Source organism: uncultured Amnibacterium sp. (assembly GCF_964245895.1).
In the GTDB taxonomy this organism is placed as follows: domain Bacteria; phylum Actinomycetota; class Actinomycetes; order Actinomycetales; family Microbacteriaceae; genus Amnibacterium.
The window spans coordinates 1-17,086 of record NZ_CAXTOQ010000072.1; the positions used below are offsets into that span (position 1 = coordinate 1).

Annotated in this window: 15 protein-coding genes and 1 pseudogene; 13 read left to right on the forward strand and 3 right to left on the reverse strand. The window is 73.6% G+C overall.

Annotated features, from left to right (window positions below; all coding sequences use genetic code 11):
* From ACFE60_RS11025 to ACFE60_RS11050, 6 genes and pseudogenes are all read left to right on the forward strand, one after another.
* Nucleotides 1–185 (forward strand): annotated as a pseudogene (locus tag ACFE60_RS11025) (succinate--CoA ligase subunit alpha); the annotation flags it as partial.
* Nucleotides 186–302: 117 nt separating this feature from the next.
* Nucleotides 303–1,466, forward strand: a complete 1,164-nt coding sequence (locus ACFE60_RS11030; protein ID WP_375388907.1) for a DUF6350 family protein — start codon at nt 303–305, stop codon at nt 1,464–1,466.
* A 9-nt stretch (nt 1,467–1,475) separates the two neighbouring features.
* On the forward strand, nt 1,476–2,063 hold the full coding sequence (gene purN, locus ACFE60_RS11035; RefSeq protein ID WP_375388908.1) for a phosphoribosylglycinamide formyltransferase: 588 nt from the start codon (nt 1,476–1,478) through the stop codon (nt 2,061–2,063).
* A complete protein-coding gene (gene purH, locus ACFE60_RS11040) occupies nt 2,060–3,610 on the forward strand; it encodes a bifunctional phosphoribosylaminoimidazolecarboxamide formyltransferase/IMP cyclohydrolase (RefSeq protein ID WP_375388909.1) in 1,551 nt (516 codons plus the stop codon). The genes purN and purH overlap by 4 nt, the downstream gene beginning before the upstream one ends.
* Before the next feature lie 361 nt (nt 3,611–3,971).
* Nucleotides 3,972–5,783, forward strand: a complete 1,812-nt coding sequence (locus tag ACFE60_RS11045) for an ABC transporter ATP-binding protein (protein ID WP_375388910.1) — start codon at nt 3,972–3,974, stop codon at nt 5,781–5,783.
* Nucleotides 5,780–7,591: an ABC transporter ATP-binding protein gene (locus ACFE60_RS11050; RefSeq protein WP_375388911.1), complete on the forward strand. Its 1,812-nt coding sequence runs from the start codon at nt 5,780–5,782 to the stop codon at nt 7,589–7,591. The genes ACFE60_RS11045 and ACFE60_RS11050 overlap by 4 nt, the downstream gene beginning before the upstream one ends.
* Nucleotides 7,592–7,870: 279 nt before the next feature.
* On the opposite strand, the gene ACFE60_RS11055 is transcribed toward ACFE60_RS11050, so the two are convergent.
* On the reverse strand, nt 7,871–8,194 hold the full coding sequence (locus ACFE60_RS11055; RefSeq protein WP_375388912.1) for an MGMT family protein: 324 nt from the start codon (nt 8,192–8,194) through the stop codon (nt 7,871–7,873).
* Nucleotides 8,195–8,376: 182 nt separating this feature from the next.
* Nucleotides 8,377–8,829, reverse strand: a complete 453-nt coding sequence (locus tag ACFE60_RS11060; RefSeq protein WP_375388913.1) for a GNAT family N-acetyltransferase — start codon at nt 8,827–8,829, stop codon at nt 8,377–8,379.
* A gap of 135 nt (nt 8,830–8,964) precedes the next feature.
* Here ACFE60_RS11060 and ACFE60_RS11065 point away from each other — a divergent pair, with 135 nt between their 5' ends.
* From ACFE60_RS11065 to ACFE60_RS11075, 3 genes are read left to right on the forward strand one after another with little or no spacing between them, the layout of a single operon-like run.
* Nucleotides 8,965–10,182 carry an NADP-dependent isocitrate dehydrogenase gene (locus ACFE60_RS11065; RefSeq protein ID WP_375388914.1) on the forward strand — a complete coding sequence of 406 codons (1,218 nt, stop codon included), beginning with the start codon at nt 8,965–8,967 and terminating at the stop codon, nt 10,180–10,182.
* 5 nt (nt 10,183–10,187) lie between these two features.
* Nucleotides 10,188–10,493, forward strand: a complete 306-nt coding sequence (locus tag ACFE60_RS11070) for an ATP-dependent DNA ligase (protein ID WP_375388915.1) — start codon at nt 10,188–10,190, stop codon at nt 10,491–10,493.
* A 1-nt stretch (nt 10,494) separates the two neighbouring features.
* Nucleotides 10,495–10,827 (forward strand): hypothetical protein, encoded by a 333-nt coding sequence (locus ACFE60_RS11075; protein ID WP_375388916.1) that lies wholly within the window; start codon nt 10,495–10,497, stop codon nt 10,825–10,827.
* 11 nt (nt 10,828–10,838) lie between these two features.
* Here the strand turns inward: ACFE60_RS11075 and ACFE60_RS11080 are convergent, their stop codons facing one another.
* Nucleotides 10,839–11,705 (reverse strand): formyltetrahydrofolate deformylase, encoded by an 867-nt coding sequence (locus ACFE60_RS11080; RefSeq protein WP_375388917.1) that lies wholly within the window; start codon nt 11,703–11,705, stop codon nt 10,839–10,841.
* 118 nt (nt 11,706–11,823) lie between these two features.
* Between ACFE60_RS11080 and ACFE60_RS11085 the strand changes: the two genes are divergently transcribed.
* The 4 genes from ACFE60_RS11085 to ACFE60_RS11100 all read left to right on the forward strand — a co-directional run.
* Nucleotides 11,824–12,807: an AAA family ATPase gene (locus ACFE60_RS11085; RefSeq protein ID WP_375388918.1), complete on the forward strand. Its 984-nt coding sequence runs from the start codon at nt 11,824–11,826 to the stop codon at nt 12,805–12,807.
* Complete coding sequence (locus tag ACFE60_RS11090) at nt 12,808–13,974, forward strand: DUF58 domain-containing protein (protein ID WP_375388919.1); 1,167 nt, start codon at nt 12,808–12,810, stop codon at nt 13,972–13,974.
* On the forward strand, nt 13,967–16,174 hold the full coding sequence (locus ACFE60_RS11095) for a DUF3488 and transglutaminase-like domain-containing protein (RefSeq protein WP_375388920.1): 2,208 nt from the start codon (nt 13,967–13,969) through the stop codon (nt 16,172–16,174). Before ACFE60_RS11090 ends, ACFE60_RS11095 begins: the two co-directional genes overlap by 8 nt.
* A gap of 94 nt (nt 16,175–16,268) precedes the next feature.
* The coding region (locus tag ACFE60_RS11100) for a serine hydroxymethyltransferase (RefSeq protein ID WP_375388921.1) at nt 16,269–17,086 on the forward strand (818 nt) is incomplete at its 3' end.

Genomic DNA, 17,086 nt, shown 5'->3' on the forward strand with positions numbered 1-17,086 from the left:
GCTACGTCGCGGGCTTCACCGCGCCGGAGGGCAAGACGATGGGCCACGCCGGCGCGATCGTCTCGGGCTCGGCCGGGACGGCGCAGGCGAAGAAGGAGGCCCTCGAGGCCGCCGGCGTCAAGGTCGGCAGGACCCCGTCCGAGACCGCCGATCTGATGCGGGAGCTGCTCACCGCCTCCGCCTGATCCGGTTTGAAGGAGTTCCTGCGCCTTCCGTGCAGGAACTCCTTCAAAACGGAACACCCCGCGCGGGCTGGCGGCCGCGGCTCCGGCGGTTCGTAGCATCGGAGAATCAGCTCCTCCGTGCTCCCCGACGCACCCGGCGTCGCCCCCGAGCAGCCGACCCGGCCGCGACCGCGCCGCGTGGGCTCGCTCGTCGTGGGCGCCGTCGACGGCCTGCTCGCCGTCGCGCTGCCCTTCGCCGTGCTGGTCGCGGTCGCGGTGCTGGCGTGGGCGGGCCTCGGGACACCCGCGGCCTGGACGCCCTACGCCGGAGCGGCCGCCGACGCCTGGCTGATCGGCCACGGCGTCGACGTGCGCTTCGTCACGGCCGGCACCGCCTTCACCGTCACGATCACCGCGCTCGGGCCCGCGCTCGTCACCGCCCTGTGCGCCGTCCGTGCGGGGCGCCGCGCCGCCGGCACCGGCTCGCCGCTGCTCGCGTGGGCGGCCGGCTGCGTCGCCGCGGGCGTCGCATCCGGAGCCGTGCTGCGGCTCGGCACGTCGGCCGGGGCGCAGCCCGTCGCGTGGCAGGCGATCGCGTGGCCAGTGCTGCTCGTCGCGCTCGCGTCGCTCGGCGGGCTCCGGTCGGCACGCCCGGGCGCTCGGCCGCTGCCCGCCGGCGTGCGCTCCGGGCTCGTCGCCGTCGCGCTGGTCCTCGCGGCCTCGGCCGTCGCGCTCACGGTCGCCCTCCTCACGCGGTTCGCCGACGTGATCGCGCTGGACGAGGCGGTCGGCGCCGGACCCGTCGGCGGGCTGGCGCTGACCGCGGCGCAGCTGCTCGCCGTGCCGACCCTGGTCGTGTGGGCGGCCGCGTGGCTGCTCGGCGCCGGGTTCGCCCTCGGCGCGGGATCGGTGTCCGGGCCGTTCGCCGCGCAAGTCGGCCCGCTGCCCGCCTTGCCGGTGCTCGGCGCCGTGCCCGCCGAACCGCCCTCGTGGGCGGCCGTCGTGGTGGTCGTCCCGGTGCTCGCGGGGTTCGCCGCCGCCGTGCTCGTGCGGCGCGGCGGTGCCCAGATCGGCGCCGTGCCGCTCGGCGCGGCCACCGGCCTGGTCGCCGCCGTGTGCCTCGGCGGCCTCGCGGCGCTCGCGGCCGGAGCAGCCGGTCCCGGCCGCTTCGCGAGCGTCGGTCCCGACGCCCTCGTCGTCGCCGGCCTCGCCGCCGTGCTGGTGGGGCTGCCCGCGATGCTCGGCGCCGCGGTCGTGCGGCCGTTCCGCGCACCGGAGGAGGGCCGGCGCGCCTCCCAGTAGGCTCGGCGGGTGCTCCGGCTCGTCGTGCTGATCTCCGGCGCCGGCAGCAACCTGCGCGCCCTGCTCGAGCGCTGCGACGACCCGGCCTACCCGGCGCACGTCGTCGCCGTGGGCGCAGACCGCGAGGCGGACGGGCTCGTGCACGCCGACGAGTTCGGGGTCCCCTCCTTCCTCGTCCCGTTCGCCGCGTACCCGGACCGGGCGGCCTGGGGCGACGCGCTGCTCGAGGCCGTGCAGGTGTGGGCGCCGGACGTCGTGATCCTCTCCGGCCTGATGCGCCTCCTGCCGCCTCGCGCGGTCGACGGGCTCGGCCCGAACCTCCTGAACACCCACCCCGCCTACCTGCCCGAGTTCCCCGGCGCGCACGCGGTGCGCGACGCGCTCGCCGCGGGCGCCACCCGGACCGGAGCATCGGTGATCGTCGTCGACCACGGCTGCGACAGCGGCCCGATCCTGGCCAGGGAGCGCGTGCCGGTGCTGCCCGGCGACACCGAGGCGGCGCTGCACGACCGGATCAAGCCGGTCGAGCGCCGCCTGCTCGCCGACGTCGTCGCGGGGATCGCCGAGGGCCGCATCGATCCGAGGGCGGCCGCATGATCCGTGATCTCGTCCCCGTCCGCAGGGCGCTGCTGTCCGTCAGCGACAAGACCGGCCTCGTCGAGCTCGGTGCCGCGCTCGCCGCCGCGGGCGTCGAGCTCGTGTCGACCGGATCGACCGCGGCGGCGCTGCGCGGCGCGGGACTCGCCGTGACCGAGGTCGCGGAGCTGACCGGCTTCCCCGAGTCGCTCGACGGCCGCGTCAAGACGCTGCACCCCGCCGTGCACGCCGGCCTGCTCGCCGACCTGCGCCTGGAGGACCACGCGAGGCAGCTCGCGGACCTCGGGTTCGCACCGATCGAGCTGCTCGTGTCGAGCTTGTACCCGTTCGAGCGGACCGTCGCCTCGGGCGCGGACGACGAGGCGGTCGTCGAGCAGGTCGACATCGGCGGCCCGGCGATGGTGCGGGCCGGTTCGAAGAACTTCGCGAACGTCGCCGTCGTGACCGGCGTGCTCGACTACCCGGTCGTGCTCGAGGCGGTGGCGGCCGGCGGCACCACGCTCGAGCTGCGACGACGGCTCGCGGCCACCGCGTTCGAGCGGATCGCGGCCTACGACCGCGCGATCGCCGACTGGTTCGCGGACGGGTCCGACGCCTCCGTTCGCTCCGGCTCCTACCGCTTCGTCGAGACGCCCCTGCGCTACGGGGAGAACGCGCACCAGTCGGCCGCGCTCTGGAGCGACCCGCACGGCACGGGGCTCGCCCAGGCGACGCAGCTGCACGGCAAGGAGCTGAGCTACAACAACATGGTCGACGCCGACGCGGCGATCCGGGCGGCGCTCGACTTCGACGGGCCCGCGGTCGCCGTGATGAAGCACGCGAACCCGTGCGGCATCGCGGTGGCGCCGAGCCACGCCGTCGACCCGATCGCGGCCGCGCACCGGCTCGCCAACGACTGCGATCCCGTGTCCGCCTTCGGCGGCGTGATCGCCGCGAACCGCACGGTGACCCTCGGCATGGCGGAGGCGGTCGCCGGGATCTTCACCGAGGTGATCGTCGCGCCGGCCTACGAGCCGGCAGCGGTCACGGTGCTGAAGCAGCGGAAGAACCTCCGCATCCTCGTGCTGCCGGAGGCGTTCCAGCGACCGGTCCGCGAGTTCAAGCAGGTGTCCGGCGGCGTGCTCGTGCAGGACCCGGACCGGTACGGCGTCGTCGACCCCGGCACGTGGCGGCTCGCGGCCGGACCCGCCGCGGACGAGGACACCCTCGCGGACCTCGGGTTCGCGTGGCGGGCGGTCCGCAGCGTCAAGTCGAATGCGATCCTGCTCGCCTCCGGCGGCGCCTCCGTCGGCATCGGCATGGGCCAGGTGAACCGGGTGGACTCCTGCCACCTCGCCGTGCGGCGGGCGGGTGACCGGGCCGCCGGGTCCGTGGCGGCGTCCGACGCGTTCTTCCCCTTCGCGGACGGCGCCGAGGTGCTGCTCGAGGCCGGCGTGATCGCGATCGTGCAGCCGGGCGGCTCGGTGCGCGACGCCGAGGTCGTCGCGGCGGCGGAGGCGGCGGGCGTCTCGATGTACTTCACCGGCGAGCGCCACTTCGCGCACTGAGTCCGCGGGATCCGGCCCGAAGGCGGATCGAAGCCGAGAAGCGGTTGTGCATCCGATATCGACTGCCTATCCTGGAGGGCTGCCGTGGTGACATCCACACCTCCTTCTGGCGGGGAGTCCCCGGTGACCGGCCGATCCGAGCGATCGGCCGTCGAAGGGCAGGAGGCCGACATGTCCGCGATCATCGCCGCACCCGTCCGGTCCGCCGCTCCGCTCCGCGCGCGCGGCTGACGCCTCCCCGCCCCTCCGTCACCATCAGGTCGCGCTCGCCGCGGCCACCCGTCCGGCGCCGACGACGGCGCCCCGACGTCGCCGCGCCCCTCCGCGCCAGGAACCGCGAGGAGCGCGGGAAGGAACACGCATGACCGTCCCCGCCAAGCAGCCCACCACCCTGCAGGCCCTGCGCCGGCTCGACCCGTACACGCGGCCCGTGCGGCGCAGCATCCTGATCGCCATGACGATGGCGCTCGCCGCCTCGCTCGTCTCCCTCGCCGTGCCGCAGGTGCTGCAGCGCATCGTCGACGGCCCGCTCGCCGCCGGCGACGCCGCGCAGATCCCGGGCGCGGTCGCCGTGATCGCCGGGCTGGGCGTGCTCGAGGCCGCGCTGTACTTCGCCCGCCGCCTCTACATCGTCGGTCCCGCCACCCGCGTGGAGGCGAGCCTCCGCGGCGCGCTCTACGCGAAGCTGCAGGACCTGCCCGTCGCGTTCCACGACCGCTGGCCGAGCGGCCAGCTGCTCTCGCGCTCGATGTCCGACCTGAGCCTGATCCGCCGCTTCATCGCGTTCGGCTTCATCTACCTCGTCGTCAACCTGATCACGATCGTGGTCGGGTTCTTCGTGCTGCTGGCGCTGAACCCGCTGCTCGCGGTGGTCTTCACGGCCTGCTCGATCCCGCTGTGGATCAACGGCTTCCGCTTCGAGCGCCGGTACCACGTGGTCGCGCGGCGCAGCCAGGACCAGCAGGGCGACCTCGCGACCCTGGTCGAGGAGAGCGTGCACGGCATCCGGGTGCTGAAGGCGTTCGGCCGCGGCCGCACCAAGCTGCAGGGCTTCCTGCAGCGCGCGGAGGAGCTGCGCGGCACCGAGATCGAGAAGGCCAGGGCCGTCGCGCAGATCTGGCTGTGGCTGCTGCTCGTCCCCGACGTCGCGTTCGCGCTCTGCCTGCTGGTCGGGGTGCAGCAGGCGAGCGTCGACGCCATCACGGTCGGCCAGCTGGTGGCGTTCTTCGCGACGGCGACCGTGCTGCGCTTCCCGCTCGAGTCCATCGGGTTCCTGCTGTCGATGCTCTTCGACACCCGCACGGCGACCGACCGCCTCTTCGAGGTGTTCGACGAGCAGAACACGATCACCGATCCCGAGCGGCCGGAGCACATCGCGGAGCCGCACGGCCGCCTCCGCTTCGAGGGCGTGCGCTTCCACTACCCCGACGCGCCGGAGGACGCCCCCGACCTGCTCGACGGGGTCGACCTCGAGATCGAGCCCGGCGAGACGATGGCCCTGGTCGGGCTCACCGGTTCGGGCAAGACCACGGTGGTGGAGGTCGCGGGCCGGCTCTACGACGTGACCGGCGGCCGCATCCTGCTCGACGGGGTCGACATCCGCGACCTGACGCGCAGCGAGCTGCGCTCCCACGTCGCGATGGCGTTCGAGGAGGCGACCCTGTTCTCCGCGAGCGTGCGGGACAACGTGCTGCTCGGCCGCCCCGACGCGGGCGAGGACGTGCTGCGGGAGGCGCTCGAGATCGCGCAGGCGCAGTTCGTGCACGACCTGCCCGAGGGGCTCGACACCACGATCGGCGAGGAGGGGCTCAGCCTCTCCGGCGGCCAGCGGCAGCGGCTCGCGCTCGCGCGCGCCGTCGCGGCCGACCCGGCGGTGCTCGTGCTCGACGACCAGCTGTCGGCGCTCGACGTCGACACCGAGGCCCTGGTCGAGGCGGCCCTGCGGCAGGTGCTGACCCGCACGACGGCGCTGATCGTCGCGCACCGCCCCTCCACCGTGCAGCTCGCGGACCGCGTCGCGCTGCTGGAGGAGGGCCGGATCCTGGCGGTCGGCACCCACAGCGAGCTGCTCGCGACCAGCGAGCGGTACCGGTTCGTCATCTCGAGCCTCGAGGACGAGCGCCGGCCCGACTCCGACGAGGAGCGGACCACGTACGAGGAGGTGGACGCATGAGCACCCTGATCGGCACGCAGGGCGAGGAGCGCCGCGACTTCAGCAAGGCGGAGCAGCGGGTGCTGCGCCGCCGCTCGCTGCGGCTGCTCGGCAGCCTGCTCGCCCCTCTCCGGAAGCGCCTGATCCTGACCGCGCTGGTCGTGGTGGTCAGCACGGGCATGCAGGTCATCGGGCCCGCGATCATCGCGTACGGCATCGACCGGGGCCTGCCCGAGCTGGTGAGGGGGCAGGCGCTGCCGCTCGCCGCCGCCGTGATCGTGTACCTGATCGCGGGCGTGCTGGCCGGGGTGCTGATCGCCGCCTACACGGTGCAGACGGCGCAGATCAGCCAGGCGATGCTGATCGACCTGCGGGAGCGCGTCTTCGTGCAGACCCAGCGGCTCAGCCTCGAGTTCCACGAGCAGTACACGTCGGGGCGCATCATCTCCCGGCAGACGAGCGACCTCGACTCCATCCGCGAGCTGCTCGACGGCGGCATCAACGAGCTGGTGCAGAGCGTGCTCTACATGCTGTTCACCGCGGTCGCGCTGGTGCTGCTGGACGCGTGGAGCGGGCTGGTCCTGCTCTGCTCGTTCGTGCCGCTCGCGTTCCTGATCCGCTGGTTCCAGCGGCGAAGCGCCGCGACGTTCCGCGAGTCGCGGGTCGCCTCGGCGAAGCTGATCGTGTTCTTCGTCGAGACGATGACGGGCATCCGCGCGGTCCAGGCCTTCCGCAAGGAGGGCAGGAACGCGCGCGACTACGGCGAGCTGACGGAGGACTACCGCGCGATCAACGCGCGGGCGATCCGCCTGTTCGCGGTGATGGAACCGGGCCTCACCCTGATCGGCAACCTGACGGTCGCCGCCGTGCTGCTGTTCGGCGCCTTCCGGGTGCTCGACACGTCGCTCGCGATCGGCGCGCTGCTGGCGGCGGTGCTGTACGCCCGCCGGTTCTTCGACCCCATGGAGGACATCGCCACCTTCTACAACGCGTACCAGTCGGCGGCGGCGGCGCTCGAGAAGATCTCGGGCGTGCTGGAGGAGAGCCCGACCGTGCCGGAGCCGGTGCAGCCGAAGGCGCTCGCCACTGGGGTCACCGGCCGGGTGCGGTTCGAGGGCGTGCGGTTCGCGTACCGGGTGGACCGGGAGGTGCTGCCGCGGTTCGACCTCGACGTGCCGGCGGGCCAGACCATCGCGCTGGTGGGCTCCACGGGCGCCGGGAAGTCGACGCTGGCCAAGCTGATCGCGCGGTTCTACGACCCGTCGGACGGGCGGATCACGCTGGACGGCGTCGACCTGCGCGACCTGACGAACCAGGACCTGCACCGCGCCGTCGTGATGGTGACGCAGGAGGCCTACCTGTTCTCGGGCTCCGTCGCGGACAACATCGAGCTCGGGCGGCCTGGCGGCTCCCGCGCGGAGATCGAGGCGGCGGCGCGGGCCGTCGGCGCGGACCCCTTCATCCGCTCGCTGCCGGACGGCTACGACACCGACGTGAACAAGCGCGGCGGGCGCGTCTCCGCCGGGCAGCGGCAGCTGATCTCGTTCGCGCGCGCGTTCCTCGCCGATCCCGAGGTGCTGATCCTCGACGAGGCGACCGCGTCGCTCGACATCCCGAGCGAGCGGCTCGTGCAGGAGGCGCTGCAGACGCTGCTCGCCGACCGCACGGCGCTGATCATCGCGCACCGGCTGTCGACCGTCGCGATCGCCGACCGGGTGCTCGTGATGGAGCACGGCCGAATCGTGGAGGACGGCCGGCCCGCCGACCTGATCGCCGGGACCGGCCGCTTCGCCGCCCTGCACGCGGCCTGGCGCGACTCCCTCGTGTAGAGGGCCTCAGCAGCACGGAGCACACCGGGACGGAGCGCTTCAGCAGGACAGAACGTGCGAGTTCTGAGTGCTTGAGCAGGACAGAACGCGTTCAGCAGGACGGAATCGCCGATTTCGTCCTGCTGTGGCCGTTCTGTCCTGCTCTCGCCCTCGACTCGGAGGCGGGAAACGGGCGCGACTCCCTCGTCGAGTGCGTTTTGAAGGCGATCTGGCACGCCCGGATGTGCTGTCCTCCACCAGGTGACGCGCCAGATCGCCTTCGAAACGAAGAACGACCGATCAGGCCACGGTCCAGGCGGCGCGGCGCAGGTCGACGCGGTACCCCTCCGAGGTGTCCGCCGGCAGGAGGGGCGTGCCCTCCTCCTCGTAGTGGGCGCGCGCCTCCGCGGCGAGCCCGCGGGGCGGGTGGCCGCCGGCCCGGACGACCCGCCACCACGGCAGCCCCGAGCCGTGGTACCGCATGACCATGCCGACCGCCCGGGCACCGGCGTGCCCGAACGTCCACGCGACGTCGCCGTAGGTCATCACGTGCCCGGGCGGGATGGTCGCGACGACCTGGATCACGGCCTCCGTGTAGTCGCCGCCCGACTCGAACACCGCCATCAGCGCAGGTCCTTCACGAGCACCACTCCGGACGGCACCTCGCCGATCCTGACGAAGCCCGATGGGATGGAGAGCCGCAGGGCCGGGGTATCGCCGCGATCATCCCCGAGTCCGGGCGTCGTCGGACGTTCCGGGCGTGAAAGGACGCCCGGGATGTCCGGAAGCGCCCGGGAAGCGGGCGGTCACAGGTCGAGGGCGCCGATCACCTCGCCGAAGCGGGTCTCGCCCTCGGGGCGGAAGCCCACGTGCAGGAAGAAGTCCTCCGGGCCCTTGTCGCCGCCGTCCCAGATCACCGTCAGGCGGTCGAAGCCGCGCGACCGCGCCTCCTCGGCCAGGCCCCGCACCGCGAACGAGCCGACGCCGCGGCCCTGCGCCGACGCCTTCACGTTGATCTGCCAGATGCAGCAGCGGAACTCGGGCCGGCTCTCCTCCGGGTCGAAGCTGCCCTTGATGAAGCCGACGACCTCGCCGCCGTCGAGCACCACGCGCGGCCACGCCGCGGCCGGCGAGATGGTCAGCTCCGCCTCCGCGTGCGAGACCGGCACGGCGTACTGCTCCTGACCCGGTTTGAGGGTCAGCGAGTTCGCGGCGAGCGCGGTCGACGCGTCGAGGGGTGCGAGGTGGAGGTCCGCCACGCGCTCACAGTAGCGAGCGGCGGCGAGCGGCGGCGAGCGCGCGCACCGCGCAGGAAGCCGTGAGCCCGGCCTCGCTAGGCTGCCCGGCGGTGTGCGCGCGAGGCGCGCGTGGAGCGAAGAGGCGGGAGCACCCGGGTGGCTACGAAGATCAAGGTCGAGGGCACGGTCGTCGAGCTCGACGGCGACGAGATGACGCGGATCATCTGGCAGTCCATCAAGGACACGCTGATCCACCCCTACCTCGACATCGACCTCGAGTACTACGACCTCGGCATCGAGAAGCGCGACGAGACCGACGACCAGATCACGATCGACGCGGCGAACGCGATCAAGAAGCACGGCGTCGGCGTCAAGTGCGCCACGATCACGCCGGACGAGGCGCGCGTCGAGGAGTTCGGCCTCAAGAAGATGTGGCGCAGCCCGAACGGGACGATCCGCAACATCCTCGGCGGCGTCATCTTCCGCGAGCCCATCGTGATCTCGAACATCCCGCGGCTCGTGCCCGGCTGGAACAAGCCGATCATCATCGGCCGCCACGCGTTCGGCGACCAGTACCGCGCGACCGACTTCAAGTTCCAGGGCCAGGGCACGCTGACGATCAGCTTCCAGCCGGCCGACGGCTCGGAGGCGCAGTCCTTCGAGGTGTTCCAGAGCCCCGGCGGCGGCGTCGCGATGGCGATGTACAACCTGGACGACTCCATCCGCGACTTCGCCCGCGCCTCCCTCAACTACGGTCTGTCGCGGAACTACCCGGTCTACCTCTCGACGAAGAACACGATCCTCAAGGCGTACGACGGCCGCTTCAAGGACCTGTTCCAGGAGGTCTTCGAGACCGAGTACCAGGAGCGGTTCGAGGCCGCGGGCCTCACCTACGAGCACCGGCTGATCGACGACATGGTCGCCTCCGCGCTGAAGTGGGAGGGCGGCTACGTCTGGGCCTGCAAGAACTACGACGGGGACGTGCAGTCCGACACCGTCGCGCAGGGCTTCGGCTCCCTCGGCCTCATGACCAGCGTGCTGACCACCCCGGACGGCAAGGTCGTGGAGGCGGAGGCCGCGCACGGCACGGTCACCCGCCACTACCGCCAGCACCAGGCAGGCAAGCCCACCTCCACGAACCCGATCGCGTCGATCTACGCGTGGACCCGCGGCCTGAACCACCGCGGTGTGCTCGACGGCAACCAGGCGCTGATCGACTTCGCGGACACGCTCGAGGACGTCGTCGTCAAGACCGTCGAGGGCGGGTCGATGACGAAGGACCTCGCGCTGCTCGTCGGTCCCGACCAGCGGTGGGAGACGACGGAGGAGTTCCTCGCGTCGATCACCGCGAACCTCCGAGCACGTCTCGGCTGACGACCGTGGGCAGCTTCATCTACGGCGGCACCACGACGGTCCCTGTCGAGGACCGCGCGCTGGCGCACCTCCAGCTCGTGATCTACGCGAAGCTGCGGGCGCACGAGTCGTTCCCGTTCAGCTGGCGGGACGAGCCCGGCGTCGGCGACGGCCACGGGTCGCTGTGGATCTCGCCTGGGGTGCCGGTGCAGTTCAAGTACGCGGGCAGCCGCGACCCCTCGGTGAACCGGGAGTGGCTGCGGCAGCTGCGCGAGCTCGCGAACCAGCCGACCGGGCTGCGGCTGATCCCCGAGCCGGACGGCAAGAGCTGACGTGAAGCACATCGCCTACGGTGAGATGCAGATCGGCACGGACGACCGCCTCGCCGACCTCGTGCTCCGGTACGCGACGCTGCTCGCCCGCTCCGGCTCGGCGGACACGGTGACCATCCCCGGCCGGATCGGCAGCGGCGACGTCGAGGCGATCTCGATCCTCGTCGGGCCGGCCAGCCAGATCACGGCCTGGTCCGACGACGAGCCGTTCGAGTCGGACGTGACGGCGGCGACCGCGGACCTCGAGCGGCGGATCGGCGCGATGTCCACGACGATCCCGACCTCGTCGGAACGGCCGGCCGAGGCGCTCGACGACTTCGACGACCTCGCCTGATCCGAGCGGGTCTAGCGGAAGACGATCGTGCGGCGACCGTCCTGCAGCACGCGGTGCTCCGCGAACCAGCGCACCGCCTGCGTGAGGGTGCGGCTCTCCTCGTCCTGACCGATCGCGACGAGCTCGCGCGCGCTGCGGGTGTGGTCCACGCGGATCACGTTCTGCTCGATGATCGGGCCCTCGTCGAGGTCCGCGGTGACGAAGTGCGCGGTCGCCCCGATCAGCTTCACGCCGCGGGCATGGGCCTGCTTGTACGGGTTCGCGCCCTTGAAGCCCGGCAGGAACGAGTGGTGGATGTTGATGGCCCGGCCGGCGAGTCGCTCGCACAGCTGCGGGGACAGGATCTGCATGTAGCGCGCGAGCACGACGAGCTCGACGTCGTGCTCCTCCACCGCCGCGAGCACCCGCTCCTCGAACAGCGCCTTCGTCTCGGGGGAGGTCACCGCCCGGTGCTCGAACGGGACGCCGTAGAAGCCGGCGAGCGACCCGAGCGTCGCATGGTTGCCGAGCACGAGCGGGACCTCGATCGGCAGCTGGCCGGAGTGCTGGCGGAACAGCAGGTCGTTCAGGGCGTGACCGGCGGTCGAGACCAGCACGAGCGTGCGCGCCCTGCGCCCGACGCGGTCGACGCGCCACTCCGCGTCGAAGCGGTGCGCGACCGGTGCGACGTGCGCGGCCAGCTGCGGCGCGGAGGAGGGGGACTCGACCTGCATGCGCAGGAAGAAGCGGCCCGTGTCGTCGCTCGAGAACTGCTGGCTCTCGGTGATGTTGCCGTCCGCGGCGACGATGGCGCCGGAGAGCGCGTGCACGATCCCCGGACGGTCGGCGCAGACGAAGGTCAGCACCCAGTGGGCGCCCTGCACATCCGGCACGCGCATCACCCTACCCAGCGGCAGCGGCGGGTCACGGACCGGTAACGGCGGCGTGGCCGATGCGCGCACAGCACACGGGAATCGCGTTTATGGTGAACGCGTTCCGCCCCTTCCGGAAGGCACCATGACGGACCGTACGACCATCGACCCGCGGGCGGCAGACGAGGTGCGCCAGGTCGCGGAACGGGTCGTCGCAGCGGTCGCCACCGTGATCGACGGCAAGGACTTCGTGATCCGGTCCGCGCTCGCCGTGATGCTCGCCGGCGGCCACCTGCTGATCGAGGACGTGCCCGGGGTCGGCAAGACGATGCTGGCGAAGGCGCTCGCGCGCGCGACCGGCGGATCGATCAGCCGCATCCAGTTCACGCCCGACCTGCTGCCGTCCGACGTCACGGGCTCCTCGATCTACGACCGGGCGGCGTCCCGGTTCGAGTTCAAGCCCGGTGCGGTGTTCGCGAACGTCGTCATCGGGGACGAGATCAACCGCGCGTCGCCGAAGACGCAGGCGGCGCTGCTGGAGTGCATGGAGGAGGGGCAGGTCACGGTCGACGGCACCAGCTGGCCCCTGCCGGACCCGTTCACCGTCGTCGCGACGCAGAACCCGGTCGACATGGAGGGCACGTACGTGCTGCCGGAGGCGCAGCGCGACCGCTTCATGGCGCGGATCTCGATGGGCTACCCCGACGAGCGGGCGGAGCGCGAGATGCTGCGCTCGCACGGCCGGGAGGACCCGATCGACCGCCTCCAGTCCGTGCTGCCGCCCGGTGGTCTCGCGGACCTCGCGACGGCGGCCAGGAACGTGTACGTCTCCGCAGCGGTCGAGACCTACGTGCTGCGCGTCATCGGCGGCACGCGGGGGCACAGCGAGGTGCGGCTCGGCGCCAGCCCGCGCGCGAGCCTGCAGATGCTGCGGGCCGCGAAGGCGACCGCGCTGCTGGACGGCCGGGACTTCGTGCTGCCCGACGACGTCGACGCGCTCGCCGTCGACGTGCTCGCCCACCGCCTGATCCTGCGCCGCACCGCGCTCGACGTCCGGGAGGGGCAGGCCGCGGCCTCGGCGCGCATCGTGCGCCAGGTCGTCGCGGCGACGCCCGTCCCGCTGCAGTAGGTGGAGCTGCCCAGCGGGCTGCAGCAGCGGCTCGCGCCCGTCCGGCTGACCGTCCGCGGCGGGGTGTTCCTCGGCGTCGGCCTGCTCGGCGTGATCATCGCGTACGCGGCCGGCTGGCAGGCGCTGCTCGCCGTCTCGCTGTTCCTGTGGGGCGCGGTGCTCGCCGCGGTCGGCTCGGTCGTCGTGTCGCCGCCGTCGCTCACGGTCGAGCGGCGGATCGAGCCCGGCATCGTGGAGCAGCGGCGTCAGGTCGTCGTCGACGTGCGGGTGCGGGGCTCCGCGCCCGGCGCCCTCGAGTGGACCGAGGACCTGCCCCGGTCGGTCGTCGTCACCGGCCACGCGGAGGGGGTGCTGCGCGGGGTCCGCGCGGACCGGCCAGCCGAGGTCGTCACCTACGCCTTCGCGGCACGCGTGCGGGGCGCCGTGCCGATCGGCCCGTTGCGCGTCGCCCGCGTCGACCCCCTCGGGCTCGCGACCACGAAGCGCCGCGTGGGCGGCGTCGACCGCGTGATCGTGCTGCCGCGGATCGTGCCGGTCGAGCTGCCCTTCGCGGTCCGCCGCAACGACCCCGACACCCGGGCGACGACGGTGTTCGGCGCGGTGGGGGACCAGCGCGACATCATCGCGCGCGGGTACCGCAGCGGCGATCCGGTCCGCGTCGTCGACTGGCGGGCGACGGCGCGGCGCGGCGAGCTGATGGTGCGGACGGAGACGGCGGCGTCCACCTCCGCGACCGGCCTGCTGCTCGACACCCGGGCGGAGTCCTGGCCGGAGGCGGCCGCGTTCGAGTGGGCCGTCGACTACGCGGCGTCGCTCGTCGCCGCCCTCGAGGAGCGGCACGCCGCGGTGCGCCTGGCGGCGGGCGGCCTGCCGGTGTCGGACGCGACGTCGGCGCTGGTCGCGCTCGCGACCGTGGAGCGCGGGCAGGGCGACCCCGCTCCGGCGGAGCTGCTGCCGGTGCTCGCCACGAACGACGTGCAGATCGTGCACGTGCTGACCGGTGCAGGCGGCGCCCACGCCGTCCCACGGCTGCCCGCCCTGCCGTCGGGGGCGCGCGGCATGGTGTCCGTGATCTCGCGCCACCCCCTGCAGGTGGACGGCGCGCTCGGCTGGACGGTCGTGCAGCGCGACTCCGCCGCGGCGGCCGGATCGGCCCGCGATGCGTGACGGCCGCGTCGGGGACGGCGCCGTCACCGCCGCGGTCGGTGCGGCGGTGCTGATCGGCATGCTCGCGTTCCTGCCGGTCGTGCAGGGCGCGCTCTGGTGGTTCGACTCGCTGCTGCTCGTCGCCGCCGCGCTCGGCACGGCGGCGGTGGGCCGCGCGATCGGGCTGCCCGCCGCCGCGGGCTCGCTGCTCGGGCTGACGACCGTGCCGATCGTCGCCGCGCTGATCGCGTCCGCCTGGTCGGTGACCGGGTCCGCGTCGCCGGAGTCGAGCGCGAACGCCGTGATCGACGCCTTCACCGCCGCGTTCCGGCAGATCTACCTCGACTCCGTGCCGGCGCAGGGCACCAGGGAGCTCGCCCTGCTGATGGGCTGCGGCGGGGCCGTGGTCGCCGTGGTCGCCGACTTCGTCACCGTCGGCCTGCGCGCGCCGATCGCGGGCATGCTGCTCGTCACGGCCGTGGCGATCGTGCCGGGCAAGGCGTTCGGCACCGGGACGAACGGGCTGCTGCTCGTCGCCGTCGCCGCCGGCGTGCTCGCCGTGATCGCCGCCGACCGTCGGCGACGCGGTCGCGCGCCGCGGATCGGCGGACTCGCCGCCGGCGGCGCGGCCGCGGTGGTCGTCGCGCTGCTGATCCAGGTGGTGCTGCCCGCGCCGTACGCCTCCACGGCGCAGGCAGCGGGCGCCCCGCTGATCGACGCGGGGGCGAACCCGCTGCTGCAGCTGGGCCAGGACCTGCGCCGCGGCGCGACCACGCCCGTGCTCAGCTACACCACCAGGGGGAGCGCTCCCGTCTACCTCCGCCTCGCGGTGCTCGAGGACTTCAGCGGCGAGACCTGGGCGCCGAACGCGGCCGACGGCGACCCCGTCGGGGACGGGGTCGCGCCGCGGGCCGCGGGCGTCGGCCCGACGCCGGACCTGCGGACGGCGTCGACGACGATCACGCCCGCGTCCTCCGTCGCGATCGGCGACCGCCTGCCGCTGCCGTACCCGGCGCTCGCCGTGCAGGGGCAGGGGATCGCCGGCGCGTTCCGCTGGGAGGATCGCGGCCTGACCCTGGCCCGCCGCGGCGGAGGCGCCATCGGCACGTACTCCGTGACCTCGATGGTGCCGAGCGCGACCGCGGCCGACCTGCGTGCTGCGTCGGTCGACGCGCCGTCCGGCGACGCGGACTCCCTCACGCTGCCGTCGGACGTGCCGTCGATCATCCGCCGCACCGCCGACCGGTGGGTGCGGGGGGCCGCGACCCCGTACGACCAGGCGCTGCGGATCCAGAACGCGCTCGCGAACGGGTCGTTCTCCTACGACGAGCAGACGCCGGTGCAGCAGGGCTACGACGGCGACGGGCTCAGCGTCATCGCGAAGTTCCTGCAGGTCAAGGCGGGGTACTGCATCCACTACGCGTCCACCATGGCGGTCATGGCCCGGCTCGAGGGCATCCCCGCCCGCATCGTCGTCGGCTACCAGCCGGGGGAGACGCAGAGCGGGTCCGCCGAGCGGCGCGTGTCGAGCGACGACCTGCACGCCTGGCCGGAGCTGTACTTCGACGGCATCGGGTGGGTGCGGTTCGAGCCGACCCCGGGACGCGGTGCCGTGCCGGCCTACGCGCCGCTGCCGTCCGCGGACGTCAGCAGCACCCCGACCGCGGTGCCGTCGACGGACGCCAGCTCCAGCCCGCAGCCGACCGACGCGGCGCAGGGGGGCTCGGGCGGCGGCGTCGACCTGGGCGCGATCCTCGTGGCGGCGCTGCGCATCGGCGGCACGGCGCTGGCCGTGCTGCTCGTGCTCGCCGTGCCGGCGCTGCTGCGCGTGGCGCGCCGCCGGCGACGGCTGTCGCGGCTGGACCGGGACGGCCCGGCCGGCGCCTGGCTCGAGCTGCTCGACACCGCGACCGACCTCGGCCTGCCGTCCGGTCGCGGCGGCAGCCCGCGCGCCGTGGAGGAGGTCCTCGCCGCGCACGCCGGCCCCTCCGCCCGCACCAGGGACGCGCTCGCCCGCCTCCGCGCGGCGTTCGAGCGCCAGGCGTACTCGCCCGACGCGGCGCGCGCCGACGCGGCGGACGTGCGCCGGGTCGTCGAGGACCTGCGGGCGCAGGCGGGCCCGACACGGCGCATGATCGCGACCGTGGCGCCGCGCTCCCTCGTTGCTACCATCGGAGCGCCGCGACTGGCGTTCAGGTGGTCACCACCGGGGAGCGGCTGAGGGGAACGCACCGCTCGCCTGGGTGCGGTCCACGTCGCTTCCTCCCGCGCGCTGCGACGCGCACCGAACCCAGTCAGACGCCAGGAGTCCCATCGTGACCACCGCCTCCACCGCCCTCGCCTCCACCGCCGTGCCGTCCACGTTCGGCGCCTCGCTCGAGGAGGTGGACCCGGAGATCGCCGCCGTGCTGCACGACGAGCTGGAGCGCCAGCGCACGACGCTCGAGATGATCGCGAGCGAGAACTTCGTGCCGCGCGCCGTGCTGACCTCAACGGGCAGCGTGCTCACGAACAAGTACGCCGAGGGCTACCCCGGCCGCCGGTACTACGGCGGCTGCGAGGTCGTCGACGTCGCCGAGGAGCTGGCGATCGCCCGCGCGAAGGCGCTGTTCGGCGCCGGCTTCGCGAACGTGCAGCCCCACTCCGGCGCGACCGCCAACGCCGCCGTGCTGGCCGCGCTCGCCCAGCCGGGCGACACCATCCTCGGGCTCGAGCTGGCGCACGGCGGCCACCTGACGCACGGCATGAAGCTGAACTTCTCGGGGAAGCTGTACGACGCCGTCGCCTACGGCGTCGACCCGCAGACGTTCCGCATCGACATGGACACCGTGCGCGACGCGGCGCGCGAGCACCGGCCGACCGTCATCATCGCTGGCTGGTCGGCGTACCCGCGGCAGCTCGACTTCGCCGCGTTCCGGGAGATCGCGGACGAGGTCGGCGCGAAGCTGTGGGTCGACATGGCGCACTTCGCCGGTCTGGTCGCCGCCGGGCTGCACCCGAGCCCCGTGCCGCACGCCGACGTGGTCTCGACGACCGTGCACAAGACCCTCGGCGGTCCGCGTTCCGGCCTGATCCTCGCCCGGGACGAGACGTACGCGAAGAAGCTGAACTCCGCCGTCTTCCCCGGCCAGCA